Genomic DNA, 18,710 nt, shown 5'->3' on the forward strand with positions numbered 1-18,710 from the left:
TAGAGATGAGCGGTGGCGGTATCGTCACCGCTTCGTACGAAGACTGCAAGATCAAGGATCCTGAGCAGTACGAGTACATCAATTGGCTCGGCGCGAGGCTGAATGGTGGTTATCGCTGGCGGCAAGATGCTTGACAGTCTGCCGCCGCTCAGAGGCGCCAAGGTGCAGCTTGGGCTGACAACCCTCGACGACTATTTCCAGCCAATGAGCAATGTTATCCCGGTCTGGACCGGAACAGCATCCCATGTGGCTGAATCCAGCGCGGCAGTGCAGGGCAACGCATCGCCGACGCTGACGCTTTCGCTCTCGGTGGTCTCCGGCGAAACGACGCGCTCTCGCGCCTCTCGTTCGCTTTGGTCCGGGCCGCATCAGAAGGCAATTTCGCCAACCGACAAATTCTGCGACGGCACGGCACGCCTTTCTCGAGGCGTTCAGCCGGTCTGGCCTCACTATACATAGATGGTAGCTTCATGACGTTGCACGAATTCTTGCGCCTGCCGCATCGCTTTCGATGGGGCGGAATGGGCGGCGACGACTGCATTATGTTTCTTGGGTCGTGGATCGCAGAGCTTACCGGCACGGATCCTACAGCCTGCGTCAGGGGAACATACCGCGACGAGCAGGGCGCCCTGGCAATCCTAACGAAGGCCGGTGGCGCCGTTCCACTCATCGCCGGCGGCATTGAGCCCATGGGATGGGTGCGCACTTCGAAGCCAACCAGCGGGGACGTTGGTGTCGTCCTCGCTCCCTCTGGCCTCGACGGCAAGATCAAGGAAATCGGCGCCATACGTTTCGGGCCTCTTTGGGCGCTTCTGGCACCTGACGGCGTTCGCTCCAAGCACCTCGAATTCATAGCCGCATGGCATCTACCGACCGCCAACAGCGGAGCATAATCTCTTGAGCCTCCATCACAGAATGATGCTCCAGCGCTACGGCCTGGCATGCACGACTTCGCTCTATAGCGAAGTTCTTTTCGATCCGATCTTTACCCCACTTTTCACGGCGCTTTTCACACCCATTTTCGGCGCTGGTACCGCGCTGACGTCGTTTGCGGTCGGGCTGTCAACGGCAATCGCGACGACGGCGCTGACGATGGGCATTCAGCTTCTACTGGCGCCAAACGTGAAGACGCCGAAGCCAGAAGACGGCAAGGTGCCGAAGACGCAAGCGATTCCTTACCGTTGGTGGGGAGTTGGCCGCACCCGCGTGGCTGGCGCCTACATGCTGTGGGAGGCGAAGGGTAAGAGCTTGTGTGCGGTTCAGGCTATCGCGGGCCATCGTATCAAATCTGTCAACCGCTACTATTTGCATGACGACGAGGTCACCCTTGCCGCGCTAGGCTACGTTAACGGCCTGGCCGACGGCAGATATGGCGACCAGAAGGTTATCATTTATTCTCGCGTTGGCCTTCCAACTGAGACACCGTATGTAGCCATCGTTGACGTGCTCGGAGAGCTATGGACCGATGACCATCGCGGCGACGGACAAGCTTCTGTTGCCTTGCTCGCCGGTTCTCCGAAACAAGAAGATTTCCAGAAGCGCTTCCCGTACGGGGCGCCGTCTCTTTCCGTCGAAGCTGACATGGCACTTTGCTGGGATTTCCGCGATCCAACGCAAAGTCCGACAGATCCCACGACGTGGAAGTGGACACAGAACTCTGCCGTTATTCTCGCTTGGCATCTTTGCTTCAACGAATTCGGCGAAGGCTTAGACTATACGAAGGCTCTTCTGCCGGTTCTCGATCTATGGATCGAAGAGGCCGACATTTGCGACGAGAATGTGCCGCTCAACGGCGGCGGGACGGAAAAACGATATCAGTGCAACGGTTTCGACACGACAGAGAACGGCCCAAAGGCGGCCACGAACGCGATTCTCGCATCCTGCGATGGCCACCTTGTAGCTCGGGGCGACGGCGCGCGCATACTGACTGTTGGCAAATTCCGCGAAAGTCGCTGTGGCGTGATAACCGACCCCGATATCGTTGGTCACAACATCCAGTACGACGTTCTCTTCGAAGACGAGATCAACAGGCTCGTACCGAAATTCACCTATCCGGCCACGGACTATTCGACGTGCGATACGGACTACCTCGAAGACACCGACGCGCAGTTGAAGGCAGGTCGTGTCCTTTCGCAGGAGGTAGAGTTTTCGTGGGTTCACCAGTGGCGCCAAGCGAGGCGACTGGCGAAGCGCGAGTGGTTGCGTCTTCAGCAGAAAACCAAAGGGTCTATCGACGTTCGGCTGTCTGGCATCAACGCAGTCTATAACCGTTGGAACAGACTCGAGACTCCGAATCGCCTCCCACGGCTGGACGGCAAGATCGTTGAAAACAGGCGTGCGCTGCTCTCGCTAACGCGCGGCGGTTTTTCGATGGATATCGTCAGCCATCCTGACAATATTGATGAGTGGACTCCTGCGACTGACGAGGGGCAGCAGCCACCAGTTCCGCCGGCGCCCAACGCGGCAGGTCTGGTCACTCCGGTGGTTAATCTCGTCCAAGCTGTTCCAAGCGGCAGCACCGTCTATATTCGCGCCATCATCATTGATCCTGAGGATGACAGCCTAACGCCGGTAGTTCGCTACCGTGTTGCCGATACCGGGTCCGGAGTGCCGGGCGCGTGGGTGCAGCAGCTATTTCCCGATGCGCCTCCGGTCACCGGATTCGTGACTGTCAACACCAACGTCGTGCCCTCAAACAAGCTCCTAGATGTTCAGGTGGCATTTAGATGCTCGAAGGGCCGATATTCGGACTGGTCCACTACGGTCAGCATAGCCTCAACGGCAGATCCGACGCCCCCAGGCACACCGACCAACATGTCGGCTGTGAACTCCCTCGGGACAGTCACGGTTAGCGCTCAGGCCGCCAACGACAACACGGTTCGCCTGATCTTCAAGCGCGGCACGACGGCACAGAGCTTTGCCGCCGCGACCCAGATCGCAAGCTACACCGTCTCGGCAAATCAGGTGATCTCATTCCCCGACACGCCGGGCACGGGCACGTGGAAATACTGGTGTGGAGCTGAAAACGGCTCCGGCGTGGCATCCACCGCTCAGGCATCGGCGACGGTAGCCGTTTAACCAACCTGAAATCGAAATGTTGCGCTCCGGCAGCTAGCCAGGGCGCCTTTTTATGGAGCCGTCATGGCAGAGAACGCAAATACCGTCTGGGCTGATGGCCCTGCGGGGACTCCCTATCAGCCAGAAAAGTCGCGCATTCGCGCGTGGGGGACGTATCTTGAATCGTTCGTGACCGCGATCGGGGCCAACGCAGGGACGATATTCCAGACGCGCGCCGATCTGTTTGCTGACCTGGCGCACGCAGCCAATACGATGGCATGGGTAGTTGATGATACAACTGCGGCTTACAACGGCATCTACCAGAAATCCGGTGTCTCCGGCTCTGGTTCGTGGACGAGGCTCGGCGATCTGGCTTATAGCTTCATCACTGCGGTGGATGCTGGAGCCGGCACGGCGAATGCGATTATTGCAACGAGCACCATACCAATCAGCTCGTCGGCGCTGGTCATTATGAACGTGTTTGAGGCCAATACCGCATCGCCGGTGACGGTCGCATTCAACGGCGGATCTGCGCTCACGATCAAGACTAACACCGGCAATGATGTGTCTGTTGGCGGCCTCGTGGCCGGTATGCAACTGCTCGGCGTTGTGACTGGGTCGACCTTCCGCCTCGTAAGTGATCAAGTGTCATCGGCAGTTGTTGCCGCTGCTGAAGCGGCGGCAGACGCTGCTGCCGCGAGCGAAAGTGCCGCGGCGACGTCAGAGACCAACGCCGGCAACAGCGAGGATATGGCAGAGAAGTGGGCCAACAATCCCGAAGACGTTGTCGTTTCCGGCGGTCTGTATTCGGCTTTCCATTGGGCGCAGAAGGCCGCGGCGGTTGTTACCACTGGGATTGCCGCGGCGATCCATGCGGCTACTGGGAAGACTGCTCTCGATGATGCGGATGAGCTCGGTATCGCTGATAGTGGCGCCTCTTGGGTGCTGAAGAAGGTATCTCTCACTAACCTGATTTCGAGCATCTTCAAGACCACGCGGACGATTGCAAATGCGCGTTTTGATGGCTCGACGTTCGGGATTGTCTTGAATGGCTTCAAATACGCGCTCACGGGGACGCCTACGGCGGACAGGAACATTGCTCTTCCGAATGCTTCCGGGACGTTGGCGCTGATTTCCGATGCGAACGTCAAGGCATGGGTCAACTTCAACGGGGGCGGCACCCCCGCCATCGTCACGAGCAGCAATGTGTCTTCAATCACGGATAGGGGAACGGGACGCTGGACTGTTAATTTAACTGCTGCTGTCGCTGATGCGGACGCTGCAATTGTCGCCTCATCAAACAGCTCAGCTGGATCGGGAGGGACCTTGATTAGTGTTGATACGAGCGCGACCAAGACCGCTTCGGCTATTCCTATAATGGCTCTAGTTCTTTCTTCCGCAGTGACCGGCGGTATCGGTGACACTTCCGGCATTTCTGTCGCCGTTCTTAGGTGAGGTAATCCAATGACCGCATTCGATCCAAACAAGCGCATCATTTACCAGAGCGATGATGGCGGCGTTGCAATCGTCATTCCCGCCGATTGTGGCCTCACGATTGAGGAAATCGCAGCCAAGGACGTGCCGCCTAAGATGGTCTGGCATGGCACGGGTGTATTCGATGCCGACCCAGAGACAGGGGAGGCGGTAGAGCAGGGCGAGTGGGTTTCAACACCCCGACCTTACAAGATCATCGACGCCTCCGATCTCCCGGCCAATCGATCCGCGCGGGATGCGTGGACGGTTGATGAGGCCGATCTTACTGATGGAATAGGCGCATGAGCATCATCAAGATTGATCCAGTGAAAGCGGCGCCCACCGCCGATATGCTTTCTGCCGAGCTTGATCGTCGCCTTGCGCTGGGCTTCGACTATACGTTCCCCGATACGCGCGGAACGCATCATTTCGGCACCACGCCGAAGGATATGGATCGGTGGATGAATGAGGTCACGCCGTTGGCGCAGGCTTTCATCAACAGCGGAACTCCTGATGGGGCGATTGCCATAAAAACGGATACAGGACCAGTAGACGTGACGGCTGCCGAATGGCAACAAATCCTGCTCGCCGCCGCGGGTTACCGACAGCCGCTTTATCAGGACTATTTCGCCATCAAGGCGATGGGATTGATTCCGGCAGACTACGCGACAAACGCGGCCTATTGGCCTTCGGTGGGCTGAGTTCCGGCATAGGTACTGAGAGCTGAAAGCTCAGGAATACGCTGCGCCAATGTTTCCGCTGCCTGATCTGCAAAAGGCATGGAAATGTGATGGGAGTCCCGATACAGGAGTTTGCCTTCAACTGATGCTCTGCAGGTCTCTGCGTCACAAATCAAGTCGGTCAGATCTACATAGCTCGCCTGGCGGAAGGCCGAAACTTCGGCTCTTTCGATCTCCGCGAGGTGAATATCTAGCCCCGTTTCGCGCGCCACATCACATCGATCAGCCGGCACTCGCCACCACAACGCACGAGCTACGCAGGTGGGTGCGTCGTGCGTCAAGACCGGAACGTCACGAAGAAGGACGATATGGTCCGTGCTCGCCGATAGTGATCTGAGAGTCGAACGGAGACCCGCCGCCCATGCATCGTAAGTGAGGCGGTGGGGATCATCCTTGTTTAGTGCCCCCTGAATGTACGCGGCCGAGATTTGACCGACGATAACAACATCGGGGCGAATACTCTTGAGTTTCTCAAGGGCCTTTCTTCGCCACACTGAACACTCGTCGAATGGGCGCTTAAGGTTTGAGCTCCATACCACGGCGTCTGATGCGGCGCACGATGATTTGAGGAAAGTGATCAGCTTCCAGCCTCGCTTCTCGGCAAGGTCGATGAGCGCGGTAGACCACATTTCCGCGTGGGAATCCCCAAAAAGGGCTACCACGTGGTTCGCATCAGGTTTCCCAAATTCACAGGTATAAACCTCGTCGGATGTGAACTTGGTGACACAGGGCTTCCCATTCTGTCGGTAACCCGCAGACCGGACTTTGATGACGTTCTCAATGGCTTGGAATCGGCTATCCATACCAGAGTGCGCAGCCGCTGAGGCAAGGAAAACAGCCACGAGACTGAGTGCCATGGTGCCCGCCACTAGACATGCCGATCGGGGTCTAGTCGAGATTAATCCCGCGGACTGGCGTATAGGCAACTCAATAAAGCGGTATGATCCATAAGAGAGGATCGCCGTCAGGAGCAAGCACGAAACGATGGTCGTAGATCCGAGATGCGGATCTAACACCCTGGCAAAGACAATGACCGGCCAATGCCATAGATAGATCGAATAGGAACCCCGGCCGATCATTACCAGCGGTCGCGCGGAAAGCGCCTTCTCTAACCAGTTTCCGGACTTTTCCTTATCTCCCGCGGCTATTGCAAGAACGGTTCCGAGTACGGGAAACAGGGCGATCCAGCCGGGAAAAGGCATGCCGTCCGTCATGAACAGATACGAGCATACGATTGCCGCGATGCCGAGCATCTGAAGCAATCCGGTCTGCTTCAACTTCCTCGGTGCGATGATGGCCAATAGACCACCAGCGGAGAACTCCCAGATGCGGAAGGGAAGCAGGTAAAAGGCCACCGGCTGAGCGAGATGCGTGACGACGGCACAAGCCGCGAAAGAGAGGATAGTCGTCGCCAAGATGACGACGGTGCTCTTCTTGGTGAAACGCCGGCATATGATGAGAGAGACTGGCCAGATGAGATAGAAGTGCTCTTCGATGGCTAACGACCAATAATGAAGGAAAGGGCTCGCCGCCGCCTCCGCTCCAAAATAGTCGAGAGACTGATCGAGCAGATGGAAATTGATGAGATACGTCGCGGTGAACGCGGCGTGCGACAGGTACTCCCGCTGTTCTATCGGGGAGTAAATCAGATAGGACACGGCAAGGCTGGTCACAATGACCAGGGCCGCCATAGGCATCAACCGACGCGCGCGCTTGGCGTAGAAGCGCCAGAGATCGATGCCGCCTGTCTTTGAGAGCTCGTCATTCAGATGCGAGCTGATCAGGTAGCCGGAGATGACGAAGAATACGTCGACGCCGGCGAATCCTCCCTGGAAGTATGGGATGCCGAAATGAAAGGCTACGACGCCTAGCACCGCTATTGCTCGCAGGCCTTCAATATCGGGTCGAAACGATGGCTTCGTGGAACGGCTATTCTCGGAAAATTGCTGAAGCATGCGTTTTCATCTCATATTCGAGATGCAACTACCATTTGCCGAGGCATCTTTCCACAGTTGGACCGAGAGATTTTGGTGAGTAGGGAGACCCGGCGGGTCGTTGGGTAGGGCGGGTGCCGGGTCTCCAAGGGGTGCCTCGTTGGGGCACCTACAGACTATAAGCGCGCGTCGATCGCGCAACAGCAATGAAACGACACTAATAACCGCCGGTTAATATCCACCGGACGCGTCTCTGTCCGGCACACTCCAAGGACATCCCCATGAAACTCCCCGACGTTCGCCGGGTGCTTTCGCGCGCCTGGTCGCCGCAAATCAACAACGTCGGAACTAAGTCAATAACTTACGCGTGGCGTTCACAAACCATTCTAAAAAGTTGAAGCGTTCCGGCAATCCGACTTGCCGTCTTCCTTTATTGGTCAAGACAGCAAAATCTAAATCATCCCATCCGCGAAGATCGATCTTGAGCAAGCCTTGCTTTTCGGCTTCTTTCACAATCTCCAAATCGTTCTTTTCGTAACAGGTGACATTTAGTACGCCACCCGCATCGGCAGCGCGCTTAATCAATATCTGCACGTCCATAATCTCTACCACTGGTTTAGGCGTCTCTTTCCAGGACGTTTAGCGAAGTGTGAAGCTGCGCCAGTTTGACAGCCGGGCCTTCGCAAGCACGATCTGCGCCTCGCGGCCGAAAAATAGCGTAATGAAAATCAAAGCGATTGTGAAGAAATCCCAGAACATTCACGCACCTTATAATTGAGAGAAAGCGCCGACCAACTAGGCGCTGAAGATCTACCTCCCATATCAGGCGCAATATTGCCGGACATCGTAAGATACTGGGATGACTTGCCACTCTTCACGAACACCGTCTGCCTAACCCCAACACAATCTGCAGCCTCCCATGGATCGTGCGAAGTTCTTCGCGACGGTGCTTGAGGTGGAGACCCGGCATAGGGCTGGGGCCTTACCGGGTCTCCATGGCGCGCCGGGTCAGCCACCGGCGCAGCACATTCAATGCTGCGTTCGACGTCGATACACACAGCTTTAGGAAAAGGCGAGAACTGGTGCAGCCACAATGACCAGGGCAATAATCGAGGCTGCTGCCAGTTTAATTCTGCGGATACGCCGGGTACGCACACCAGTCCAGTCATAGACCATATCGAAGATCCTCATGATCATCGGGCACAAGCGGGAATCGACTTCCGGCATTGTGCTCACGCCAAGTCACCTGTTGCAAGTGGGACCGCCTATCGCGCCGGTGGCTTGCCTGAACCTTTCGACAACAATCTGGAGCTCAACAATGCAGGTCATCGACCCCGCAAACGAATTCGCACGTTCTCTCGCCAAGGTGCTTATCATCGAAGGCGGATATTCCAACAATCCGAAGGATCCCGGCGGCGCAACGATGAGAGGCGTGACGCAACGGGTCTATGACGAGTATCGCCGCTCGCATGGTCTGCCGCTCATGCCGGTCAAGAACATCAGCAATTCCGAGCTGGAAGCCATCTACCGCAAGAAATACTGGGACGAGATTAAGGGCGACAAGCTGGCGCCTGGCGTGTCCTGTGTCGTCTTTGACGGGGCAGTGCATTCCGGCGTTGCGCAATCCGTGAAGTGGGTGCAGCGCGCGCTCCAGGCGATGGGACTGTATCAGGGGCTCATAGATGGCATTCTCGGGCAGGGGACGCTCTTGGCGCTCGGCGGCGTCAACGACAACGACAGCCTGATCGCGCGTATCCTCGATCGCCGCATGGCTTTCCTCAAGGCGCTGAAGACGTGGAAGTCGTTCGGCAAGGGCTGGACGGCCCGCGTCAACGGCGTGCGTGCGGTCGGGCAGGCGTGGGCAACCGGCTCGGTTGGTCCCGAGATCGAGTATGTAGCCGGCGGCGAGGCCAAGGCGCTGATCTCCGATGCCAAGCCCGCCCCGGTGCTTGCGGTTGCGGACGCGACAACGGGCGGCGGCATTGGCTCCGGCACGCTCGCCGGCACGCTGCAGCAGGCCCAGGATCAGTTGACGCCGCTCAGCACGAGCAGCGAATTCATCGGCAAGGTGGTCGCGGGGCTGATCGTCGCCAGCGCTGTGCTGACAATCGGCGGCCTTGCCTATCGCTGGTATGCGAAGCGCAAGAGGGACGAGCTGCAAGATGCTCTCGATCTGAGGGTGGCGGTCAATGCTCAAGCTGCTGCCTGAATGGCTCAAGATCGGCGCGGGAGCGGCGTTGGGCGCTCTCGTTGCCATCTACCCTGCAATCCTCGTCGGACGCTCTGAGGGGCGTCAGCAGGCCGCGACACAAGCGCTGGAAACCGCGGTCAAACGCTTTGCCGAAAAAGGAAAGATCAATGGTCAAGTCTCTTCTCTTGATGCTGCCGCTCTGTGCAATGATTTCGGGCTGCCAGACAGTGACAAAGCCGACTGCATGCGCCGGGTTCGAGAAGCTTCAGCCAAGCCTTGAGACGTCGGTCTTCATCCTCGAGACCGATCGGCCGTTTGCCAACCAGGTGGCATCACACAATCGCTTCGGCGCCTCTCAGGGCTGCTGGTAGCAAGGGCCCGGCCTCACAGGCTGGCCGGACCCTCCCAATGCCGCCTCATGGCTTATCGAGCACGGCGGCGGCGAAATAGTCGATCGGCTTTCGCCGGTCAAGCAGGGATAGAGCATTTGAAGGGCAGGGGCGGCGCATAGATGGCGGATGATATGAACAACAATGATGCACACCGAGTTTATACGGATGCAGTAACCGCCCAGCTTGGCGAGCGGGTGACCAATCTCGGGCGCCGGCAGACCGATCTTGAAGCGGAGATGCGGGCCGGGTTCAAAGGTATCGACGCCGCGGTTACGGCGCTGGCGAACGAGACCAGATCATCGATTGCAGCTCTGTCAACGAATCTGGCAGAGCGCAACAAGCCGCAATGGCAGGCCCTTGGTGTGGCGTTGACCTTCGCAGCCATGCTTGGCGGCCTTGCCTATCTCCCGATCCGGGAAGCGACCAGCGACCTGAAGCAATCCGTCGGGATACTCGCAGAGAAGATGGTGACGCAGAGCGAGCTCGAATGGCGCACACAGCGAAGCGCCGAGGATCGCGCCAGGACGGACGGCAGCGTGAAAGAGCTTCGTGACGCCCAGGTACCGCGGGAAGAACTCGATCGCGTCTTCGCCAGCTATGACCAGCGGTTCACCGACCAGCAACGGCAGCTCGACGACGTAAAGCAGGCGCAAGGCAACGTCTACGGTGCGAGGGATATCCTGCTTGACCTCAGAGAGCGGATCGACCGCATCGAGCGTCAGCGGCTCTCTGGGGGGCAGACAGGGCCCTCGCAATGAAACGTGGAAAGGCGACCAGGGGGCTCGTCCAAAAATGGCGAGCCTCCTCCAAAGATGGCGAGCCCCTGGTCTTGCGACCACGGATATTGGGAAAACGTGGCCGCCACGCGCCGGGCTTGGTGGCTACAGCTCCTAAACTAAAACTCAAGCGGCGCCCGCTCGTCAATAATCAATTGGAGTGATGCCAGCCGTGATCGAGGGATCGAGGGCCCGCCCCTAGGCAGGCGAGCCCCGCCGCGTCGAATGGTTCCGTCGAACCAGCAGCGTGAACCCGGTTAGTGTCCAGCCAGACCGAATTCGATGTCAGATTGCCATATGGTTCTTTCTCGTCAAGGTAGTATAGTGAGAAAGACAACACACCGCCGAAAGGCAGACGAACAGCGTGTTAGTACCGTATCGCACATTCGCGATTGCTTACGTTATGCCAGATGAGTATCGTCTGTAGGTGGTGGGTACCTTAAGCTTCAGAATCCGGGAGGAGCCCGATGGAAAGCGTAGGTACAGGCACAATTCATGTAGCAGCTCCCTCGACTGAAGATGTACGAGAGCAGTTGCGGCGCATCCTCTCAAGTGAGGTTTTTTGTCTTCCCCAGCGAGGGCGCAAATTCCTTCAGTTCGTCGTAGACGAAACGCTGGAAGGTCGAGACAAGTATTTGAAAGCGGCGACTATCGCCCAACAAATCTTCGGTCGTGATACATCATATGATGCACAGATCGATCCCTGTGTCAGGATCGAAGCCCGCCGAATTCGGCGAGAACTTGAGCGCTACTACCTCATAGCCGGGTTGAATGACAGGATTATCATCACGATCCCAAAGGGTCGCTATGTTCCGGCGTTCGCCACTTGTGCTCGGCAGCCGGACGGCGATCCTTTGCCTGTCCTTGGTCGCATCCGGCGCTTACGTTATTCGATCGCAGCGGGCGCGACTGCCATCATTGCTGCGGCGCCTTTGGCCGTCCCTTTGGTGCACCAAGCCAACTATCCCGCAATAGCGGTGCCGATCCTCGTGGAAAGCCGCCCGAGCGTGATGGTTGAACCCTTCGAGCGCTCCGGTCCAGATTACCGATCCGAAGCCCTTTCTCAGGGCATATCCGATGCGATCATCGACAAGCTTGCCAGGTCCAACGACATCGTCGTCCTTGTCGACATGTTTCGCGGTACGAAGGAGCGCCGTATGGCCGATCCAACCTATGCGCTTCAAGGCCGCATTCAGCTGGAGGGCGATCACGTGCGCTCAACTATTCGTCTAGTGCGCCGGGCCGACGGAGCGGTCATCTGGGCCAACAAATACGATTCTAATCTTTACAGGGGGGCCTCGCAGGCACGGCGACTTCGCTCGCAGAAGACGTTTCCCCGAAAATTGAGCGCTCACTGGCGGCAGATGAGGAGCGCTAGCGCCAAACTCTTGATGGAAACCGTGCGCCGCCAGGATCGGCTGGGCGCTATTACTGTCGTTTGCAACGAGATAGAATTACCAGTGCGGCCTCCATCCAAAATAGATGGCGATCGAGAGCACAATCTGGGCACCTGCCAAACAAGCCACGATGACGCAGGCTATAGCATACAGGATGATCCTGAGAATTCGTCGGAGCGTGACTGACGAGGTTTTTCTCCCCCAATCTCTTGCTGCCGGAATATGAAATCTTCGAACTTCAGGTTTAATCAGATGCATATCTGGCCCTCTTTCCGCCATGTCGACCAAAGGGCTCGAACCACGGCGCAAGGGGTGGATTTTGGGATTGACGCCGTGGCTTGTCATGACGCTGTCTTGGGGATGACAGCCTCAACAAAGGTAGAGCGCAATCCCTGTCGTCCAATTGTCAGTTATCATTACTCAGAGGACGAGGGCCCGCCCGTTGAGAAGGCGAGCCCCTGTCCCCCGACGCTATAGTATTCCTCGAAGCCTGCAGCATGTGGAACTACGATAAGAACCGGTGGCCACGCGGTACCAGCTTGAGGGCGCTCGTCGCTGGTGGTTGGGTCTGGAAACACTGCCGCGCGGCCATACCAACAACGAACTGAGCCTCTCCGGCGTTCCTGTGCGCTAGCGTACCAACGAAAGAGACCCCGCTGGATAGTGAAGAGCGATAGCGGGGTCAGCTCGCCAGTGTGACTGGCTGGATGCGCTGGCGGGCGATGCCAGAACGCGCCTCCGCCGAGTGACTGCGTCGAGGGGAACGAAGGGCTCGCCTGTGCTGAAAGCGAGCCCTTGTTACGCCTCGCAGGTTGCGCGAAACCCGGGCATGGAATCGGTCCAAGCAGCAGACCAACTCCGAATGCACATTGACAGATAGTTTTCCCGTGGCAAGCCTTAATGGGGAAGATGTCGAACAGCGCCACAGCGGTTAAATATTCGACCAAGGGGCTCGTCCAAAGGGTCGCGGATAGGCGAGCCCCTGGTCTTCGGCGGCCTCGGATATTGGGTAACGTGGCCGTCACGGCGCTGTGCCGGGGAGGCTTCAGCGCCTAAAAATTAAAAATAGGGGGCCTGCTCGTCAATAATCAATTAGGGTTAGGATCGAAGGGCCCGCTCCTACGGAAAAGCGAGCCCTTGCCGCGCCTAATGAGTCCCCTAGCCATTAGGCGCGGGATTGACCACGCGGCACCCGGAGAGGGGTGTCATCCGGTTGAACAGGAGGAACTGCCACGCGGCCAAGTGTGCTAAACAAGGCTAGTTCTGCAATGTTCCCAAAAAGTCTCGTCCAAGCGGGGCAGAAGCCTACCGCGGCCTAGCTAATCACGATCAGCATTAGCAAGTGTTCCCGTTCGATACCGGACGGACAAAAAGGACCCCGCAAGTGGGGGCGGGGTAAGGTGGCCAGCACTCGCCGGCTGGATGCGCTGGCGGGGTAATGCCTGGCGCATTCCGCCTCATCAACGAGCCGAACGGCTGTTCGTTGCGGTCCGTTAACGTACCCTCAACAGAAAGCCCTGCCGAAGCAGGCAATTCGACGAAGGATCGCGCGGCCTCCCAGAGGGCAAGGAAGGGGCAAAACAGTAAGCCACGCCACGCGATCCCAACACTTAACGTCGAGATGCCGCTGCTGTTCCGGTCTGGTAGCGTACTCAATCGTGCCGAAGCTGCTGTTCGATAATCTCGCGTGCAAGTTCTGTCACGCCACCGTCGTCGACTGGACCGGTGTCCAGCAGGGAGACCGCTAGCTGATAGATTGTTTGCTGATCCTGGGTGGACAAGACGCCTTTCTCCTCAAGATGCAGCATCAAAGCTGCAAAGAGTGCTGAAGTGGAAAGGGAAACGGCCGATGAGCAGACGAGGGCAGGATCTATGCTCACATCAGCATCGATATTTTGCGCTGGAAGGCGCCGTTGAGGCGATTTCTGAAAGCGTCGGCTGAACTTTAGCATGACACGTTCCTCCCGAAACGGACGCACAGTGTCTGACATAGACATTAGAAACAGCTAAAGCACAGGCAAGTTCCGGTCTAGGATCGTAAGATGATCCGTTATCCGAATAGGCCGAACAGCGCCGCCAAGCTCCCGATGACGCCGGCAATCGCTCCAAGCATGGCGAGCGCCATCACCGGCCACATCCACCAGTCAGGCCCGCGCGGCTCTCCCTGATCTTCCGGCATCATGGTGGCAACACCCCATGCGGAGGCAGTCCGCGATAGTTCAGCGGCTGATGCTTCCGGCAATACCAGAGCGTGATTGCACTGCTCTCTTCGAACCCATAGCAGCCCCATTCCGTGCAGCGGATGCCGTTGGCGTCCTCATTGTCGCAATAGTGCTCGACATGGACATTTGCGCCTGGCGCGCTCGTATGACCTTCGATACTCATTTATTCCCCACTGGCGTAATAGCCGAATAGCAACCTCCCCGCCTTCTTTCCACAGGATGTGCATTTCAGGTGCGCTTCTATGCTCTCGATCAGCGCGTGTCGTTTCCCGTACGGCAGATCCCGCCTGTCGAATGGCCGCTGCTCCCCGCAGGCTAAGCATTTCGCGACGATATCAACGTGTTGCGGGCAGACGTGGATATAGCCTGGTGTCCAATCCGGTATCGGCACAAACCGACGCATGCGGCATCCGTTCCTCGTTCCAAGGTCAATTGCCCTGAATTGGTGAAAGGCGGCCGCGACGCCGGTGGGTAGTTTCAGATCAGTGTCGGTTCGGGATCGGGATCGATCTCTTCGATGATATAGGGGCTGTCGTTCTTCGGCGATCCGACCTTCCTGTCGATCGGCCACATCGTCATCAGTTCGGACGGGAACGGCTTCATCAGGTCGTTGGGATCCGGCTCTGGAGAGAGCCAGCGGTCATAGTCTTCGTGATGCAAAATGACTGGCATGCGGTCGTGGATCGCGGCCATCATATCGTTCGCCGAGCAGGTGATGATGGCGAACGTGCGAATTTCAATGCCCGCCTGATCTCGGAAAGTCTCCCAGACGCCGGCAAGCGCAAAGGGCTTTCCCGACTTCATGGCAACGGCATAAGGCTGCTTGTTCTTGCCGGTGCCGAAGATGTCTTTCCATTCGAAGAAGCCGTCGATCGGTACCAGGCAGCGCCGCGAGCGATAGGCGGACTTGAACATGCCGTTGGTGGCAATGCCTTCACAGCGCGCGTTGATTGGTGGCGGCCTTCCGCCTGGCTTCATCCAGCCCGGCATCAATCCCCATCGGGCGCTGACAAAGATGGTGCCCATGGTCACCGGCTCGCGCACCAGGTCTTTGATGATGATCGGGTAATCGAGGGAAGGGGCGCCATTATAGCGCGGCAACTGATTTGAGAGGCTGAGCGCACCCTTCCGATCGGCGAACGCGAAGGCGTCCATCATGCTTTCGAGATTGGTCTTAATGAATATGCGTCCGCACATTTTGAGCTCCTTCGTTCTCAAAATGTTCACGTTGGATCGAGGAGTCAAGGGCGCTCGCCGCTAGGTGACCGCTTACGGCCCGAAGCGGTCAAACCTAGTCCTTAGAACCAATGATTTTTCATTCGACTAAGGAAGTCTTTTGACGTCGCTGGGAATCCAGAGGTATCCCCTAAAACCGCATCAACACCGCATAAAGGACAAAGCGCTGTAGTCTCAGCGTCAACCCATTCCTCAATCTCGCACGGCTCAAAAACCGCGCAGCAGTAGAAGCAGCCGCAACGTCCACTCGATTCTATTTTCTCCCGATGATTGGCTGAGTGCTTGTGCGCTTGAATTAGAACATCGTCCATGCGGTAACATTGCCACGCGAAGAAAAGACCGTCCAGTGGCCGCTGCTCATGCATCCGCGAGATGACAGGATTCGGCCCTAAGCATGCGTAATCGGGCGGTCCCACAAGAGGCAAGCTCCTAGTAAAGTCCCGGTGCAACCGGGATGAAGGGAGATGACGATGTTTTACGCTGCTTTGGACGTGTCACTGCGCTCAGTGGCAATCTGCATTATCGATGAGGCCGGGAAAGTCAGACTTGAGCGGTCAGTTCCATCGGACGTGCCTGACCTTGTTCGCTGCTTCAACGAGTTCGGCGAACCGATCCAGCAGGTCGGGCTCGAAGCTGGCACGCTCTCGCAGCACCTAACCTACGGCTTGACGGAGGCTGGCTTCGATGTCGTGTGTATGGAGGCTCGTCAAGTCAATGCCGCTCTTTCGGCCATGCGGAATAAGACGGACAAAAACGATGCACGTGGAATCGCCCAACTGCTTCGATCTGGTTGGTACAGCCGGGTGCATGTGAAGAGCATTGAAAGCCATTACATCCGAGCGCTTCTCACCAGCCGAAAGGTGATGCAGCGGAAATGTCTTGATCTCGAAAACGAAATTCGTGGGCTGCTCAAAGTCTTCGGAGTCAAGCTGCCGATACGTCTCAGGGGCGGTGCATTCGAGGAGGCCGTCCGCGGCACGATCGAAAGCGACCTGTCGCTCAGTCATGCGCTTCTGCCGATGCTAGAGGCCAGGCAAATGCTCCTCGAAGCTTTCCTCGAGCTAGATCGACGAGTGCGAAGAGCCGCCAACCAAGACGCCATTACAACACGTTTTATGAGTGTTCCAGGTGTTGGATACGTCACGGCATTGAGCTTCAAGGCTGCGGTCGACGACCCAACCCGTTTCAAAAGCTCGCGAACTGTCGGAGCCCACTTCGGACTGACGCCGCGGCGCTTCCAATCTGGCGAAAAAGACAATCCCGGCCGCATCTCACACGCTGGTGACGCCGATGTACGGGCGACGCTCTACGCTGCTGCCAATGCGATGCTTATGCGGTCGATTGCCTGGAGTAGTTTGAAAGCATGGGGTGTGCGCCTGATGAAGACAAAGGGACGGCGGCGAGCCATCGTCGCTGTTGCTCGCAAAATTGCCGTCTTGCTGCATCGCATGTGGGTCGATGGTACAGAGTTCCGGTTCCGATCGGAGGCTGCAGCATGATCTAACACAGCCCTCGAACCCGATCCTGGCCGGATCGTCCCATGCGGACGACGGGATGGATGAAGCCGATTATGTCCGCTGCGCTTCGAGCGCGTCCCAAAGCACGGCTTTCCAGACCCTGATCCCATGCATGCGTGCAGCGGCTCCGAACAAATGGAGCCAACAGACTGCGAAGAGAAGCGTGACCCGCGTGAACGATCAGGCCATCGACGAACAAAACGGAAAGAGCTTGACTAGAATGCCCGATTAGAGAAGCGGACAAAGGTGCCGCTATCGGTGGAGTTCTTCGACTATCTAAGCTAACCATTCGCATTCCGCTCTCTCAGGAAACTGCGAATGAACGACCTAGATCTATCCCATGATTTTTATGTCGAATGGTCTGCGAACGAGGACTTCAGTTCGGGCCGTATCTATCACATCGAACGAAACAAAGATGGCGGCTCGCTATCGAAAGGGGTTGGTCGCTTTTTCATCACAAGCGCGAGAATCCCACCTGAAGGCTACTTTCCTCACCGGCGGCTCGATTGTTTCGTATCCGACAGCGAGCTTGTTCCTAAGCCTGAGCAACTAGCACGAGATCTATTTCGAGCTTTGAGAGATCGCGGTTTGATTGACGAGCCGACATGGCTGAGTTGGCATGTTGCTGAAGAGCGGGGCGGATCCCCTTTCGGCGCGATTTACGATTGGGAATAACGTCCGCTCTTGGAGCGAAGCGGTTGATGTCGGTTATCGGCCCATTGCGGTCAAACGATCGTTCCTTAACTCAAGGGGTCGAAGCTTCATCCCAGCGCCCTCTTATCTGTCGTTCTAGTGCGTCGATAGCTTCCACCACGTCTTCATCCCGACCGGCGTAAGCGAGATGAGAGACGACTGCTAAAGCGGCATACTCTCCGCTGATCTTTCCCACCCCTTTCATTACCTCGATGGCCTCATCCGTCGTTACCTTGCCTCCAGCCGACAGTACCATCGGTATGCGAGATTTAAATGCACCTCTTCGCATAGGCGACGTTCCGAGCGGATGCCAAAGCAGTAGGCGACGAGCAACATGCGGATCATCAGTTCAGGATCGACCGACGGCCGACCCGTGTGACTGTAGAAACTCACCAGCTCTCCTCGAACCGCCGACAGGTCGACAAAACGGTCGATCGAGCGAAGCATATGATCAGCGGGGATGTGGCCTTCGATGGAAAACTCGTAAAACAATGCGGCCTGATCGACTTGCCTCGGTCCCAGCATCTGCTTCGCTCCACTTCAGATTTTGGAAGTGAATCAGTAATTTGCGGTGCGGGCAACCCCGGAGTTTTTCAACACAATCGGCCCGTAGCGGACAAGCGGTGGCTAATTCTCGATCTTCGGTAGCTTCAACCAGAGCCTCACCTGAAGTGCTAGATCGGGGTCGTTTACGAACCGCCTCAAAATCTCCTTTCCGGATGGGTTTCGGAATTTCTTGATGCCGTGCAAGAGCAACAAGCGGCTGGAGCCGTTCGTCCGGTCTTCCGCAAGTGCAACAAGCTCTGGCAGAGTTTCTCTTGTAACAGCGGCAGACAGAGCGACGGCTAGTCCGTCTTTCGCCCCGAGATTGAGTTCCTCGGTATCTCCAGGCGCGACAATACCCTTGCCGCCGCGAGCAGCCCTGTACTCCCGCACCAAGAGAGACCATATTGAACTCGATGCTTTAACCGCGAGTGCCCTCGCGAGACCTTGGCGTGTGCGGTCGGAATACGGCAGGGACAGATGGTGGGCAAGCACCGGTACCGCGTGGCTATAATCGGCGTTTGTATTGACCAAGTCCC

The 18,710-nt window shown here is 57.3% G+C and carries 19 protein-coding genes and 2 pseudogenes; 12 read left to right on the forward strand and 9 right to left on the reverse strand.

What is annotated here, in order from left to right:
* Positions 1-123: 123 nt before the first annotated feature.
* From ACPYOJ_RS29400 to ACPYOJ_RS29425, 6 genes and pseudogenes are all read left to right on the forward strand, one after another.
* Positions 124-459, forward strand: a pseudogene (locus ACPYOJ_RS29400) (hypothetical protein); the annotation flags it as partial.
* Between the two features lie 11 nt (positions 460-470).
* On the forward strand, positions 471-893 hold the full coding sequence (locus ACPYOJ_RS29405; protein ID WP_481419398.1) for a DUF6950 family protein: 423 nt from the start codon (positions 471-473) through the stop codon (positions 891-893).
* A 4-nt stretch (positions 894-897) separates the two neighbouring features.
* Complete coding sequence (locus ACPYOJ_RS29410; RefSeq protein WP_481419399.1) at positions 898-3,078, forward strand: phage tail protein; 2,181 nt, start codon at positions 898-900, stop codon at positions 3,076-3,078.
* A 63-nt stretch (positions 3,079-3,141) separates the two neighbouring features.
* Positions 3,142-4,512, forward strand: coding sequence for a hypothetical protein (locus tag ACPYOJ_RS29415; RefSeq protein ID WP_481419400.1), 1,371 nt, complete (start codon positions 3,142-3,144; stop codon positions 4,510-4,512).
* Between the two features lie 9 nt (positions 4,513-4,521).
* On the forward strand, positions 4,522-4,836 hold the full coding sequence (locus ACPYOJ_RS29420; protein ID WP_481419401.1) for a hypothetical protein: 315 nt from the start codon (positions 4,522-4,524) through the stop codon (positions 4,834-4,836).
* Positions 4,833-5,231: a DUF4376 domain-containing protein gene (locus ACPYOJ_RS29425; protein ID WP_481419402.1), complete on the forward strand. Its 399-nt coding sequence runs from the start codon at positions 4,833-4,835 to the stop codon at positions 5,229-5,231. The genes ACPYOJ_RS29420 and ACPYOJ_RS29425 overlap by 4 nt, the downstream gene beginning before the upstream one ends.
* Here ACPYOJ_RS29425 and ACPYOJ_RS29430 read toward each other — a convergent pair.
* The 3 genes from ACPYOJ_RS29430 to ACPYOJ_RS29440 all read right to left on the reverse strand — a co-directional run bounded on the left by ACPYOJ_RS29430 (position 5,210) and on the right by ACPYOJ_RS29440 (position 8,431).
* Positions 5,210-7,225 carry an acyltransferase family protein gene (locus tag ACPYOJ_RS29430; RefSeq protein WP_481419403.1) on the reverse strand — a complete coding sequence of 672 codons (2,016 nt, stop codon included), beginning with the start codon at positions 7,223-7,225 and terminating at the stop codon, positions 5,210-5,212. The two genes, ACPYOJ_RS29425 and ACPYOJ_RS29430, sit on opposite strands and share 22 nt — an antisense overlap.
* Positions 7,226-7,552: 327 nt before the next feature.
* Complete coding sequence (locus ACPYOJ_RS29435; RefSeq protein ID WP_481419404.1) at positions 7,553-7,816, reverse strand: hypothetical protein; 264 nt, start codon at positions 7,814-7,816, stop codon at positions 7,553-7,555.
* Between the two features lie 450 nt (positions 7,817-8,266).
* Complete coding sequence (locus ACPYOJ_RS29440; RefSeq protein ID WP_481419405.1) at positions 8,267-8,431, reverse strand: hypothetical protein; 165 nt, start codon at positions 8,429-8,431, stop codon at positions 8,267-8,269.
* 91 nt (positions 8,432-8,522) lie between these two features.
* Between ACPYOJ_RS29440 and ACPYOJ_RS29445 the strand changes: the two genes are divergently transcribed.
* The 4 genes from ACPYOJ_RS29445 to ACPYOJ_RS29460 all read left to right on the forward strand — a co-directional run bounded on the left by ACPYOJ_RS29445 (position 8,523) and on the right by ACPYOJ_RS29460 (position 12,146).
* On the forward strand, positions 8,523-9,413 hold the full coding sequence (locus tag ACPYOJ_RS29445) for a glycoside hydrolase family 108 protein (RefSeq protein ID WP_481419406.1): 891 nt from the start codon (positions 8,523-8,525) through the stop codon (positions 9,411-9,413).
* A complete protein-coding gene (locus tag ACPYOJ_RS29450) occupies positions 9,394-9,675 on the forward strand; it encodes a hypothetical protein (protein WP_481419407.1) in 282 nt (93 codons plus the stop codon). The genes ACPYOJ_RS29445 and ACPYOJ_RS29450 overlap by 20 nt, the downstream gene beginning before the upstream one ends.
* A 243-nt stretch (positions 9,676-9,918) precedes the next feature.
* A complete protein-coding gene (locus ACPYOJ_RS29455; RefSeq protein WP_481419408.1) occupies positions 9,919-10,545 on the forward strand; it encodes a hypothetical protein in 627 nt (208 codons plus the stop codon).
* A 485-nt stretch (positions 10,546-11,030) separates the two neighbouring features.
* A complete protein-coding gene (locus tag ACPYOJ_RS29460; RefSeq protein ID WP_481419409.1) occupies positions 11,031-12,146 on the forward strand; it encodes a hypothetical protein in 1,116 nt (371 codons plus the stop codon).
* Positions 12,147-13,612: 1,466 nt separating this feature from the next.
* Here ACPYOJ_RS29460 and ACPYOJ_RS29465 read toward each other — a convergent pair.
* From ACPYOJ_RS29465 to ACPYOJ_RS29480, 4 genes are all read right to left on the reverse strand, one after another.
* Positions 13,613-13,912: a hypothetical protein gene (locus ACPYOJ_RS29465; RefSeq protein ID WP_481419410.1), complete on the reverse strand. Its 300-nt coding sequence runs from the start codon at positions 13,910-13,912 to the stop codon at positions 13,613-13,615.
* 98 nt (positions 13,913-14,010) lie between these two features.
* A complete protein-coding gene (locus ACPYOJ_RS29470) occupies positions 14,011-14,142 on the reverse strand; it encodes a hypothetical protein (protein WP_481419411.1) in 132 nt (43 codons plus the stop codon).
* Entirely contained in the window at positions 14,139-14,345 is a 207-nt protein-coding gene (locus ACPYOJ_RS29475) for a hypothetical protein (RefSeq protein WP_481419412.1), read from the reverse strand. Before ACPYOJ_RS29475 ends, ACPYOJ_RS29470 begins: the two co-directional genes overlap by 4 nt.
* Positions 14,346-14,659: 314 nt before the next feature.
* The gene (locus tag ACPYOJ_RS29480) at positions 14,660-15,379 is read right to left on the reverse strand and encodes an SOS response-associated peptidase (RefSeq protein ID WP_481419413.1); all 720 of its coding nucleotides are present in this window, start codon (positions 15,377-15,379) and stop codon (positions 14,660-14,662) included.
* A 509-nt stretch (positions 15,380-15,888) separates the two neighbouring features.
* On the opposite strand from ACPYOJ_RS29480, the gene ACPYOJ_RS29485 reads away from it, so the two are divergent.
* Positions 15,889-16,917: an IS110 family RNA-guided transposase gene (locus ACPYOJ_RS29485; RefSeq protein ID WP_481419414.1), complete on the forward strand. Its 1,029-nt coding sequence runs from the start codon at positions 15,889-15,891 to the stop codon at positions 16,915-16,917.
* Between the two features lie 336 nt (positions 16,918-17,253).
* On the forward strand, positions 17,254-17,610 hold the full coding sequence (locus tag ACPYOJ_RS29490; RefSeq protein ID WP_481419415.1) for a hypothetical protein: 357 nt from the start codon (positions 17,254-17,256) through the stop codon (positions 17,608-17,610).
* A gap of 258 nt (positions 17,611-17,868) precedes the next feature.
* Here the strand turns inward: ACPYOJ_RS29490 and ACPYOJ_RS29495 are convergent.
* Positions 17,869-18,153, reverse strand: a pseudogene (locus ACPYOJ_RS29495) (transposase); the annotation flags it as partial.
* 102 nt (positions 18,154-18,255) lie between these two features.
* A partial coding sequence (locus ACPYOJ_RS29500; protein WP_481419416.1) for a hypothetical protein occupies positions 18,256-18,710 on the reverse strand: 455 nt, incomplete at its 5' end.

This window comes from Rhizobium sp. SVR5-9E (assembly GCF_056755095.1).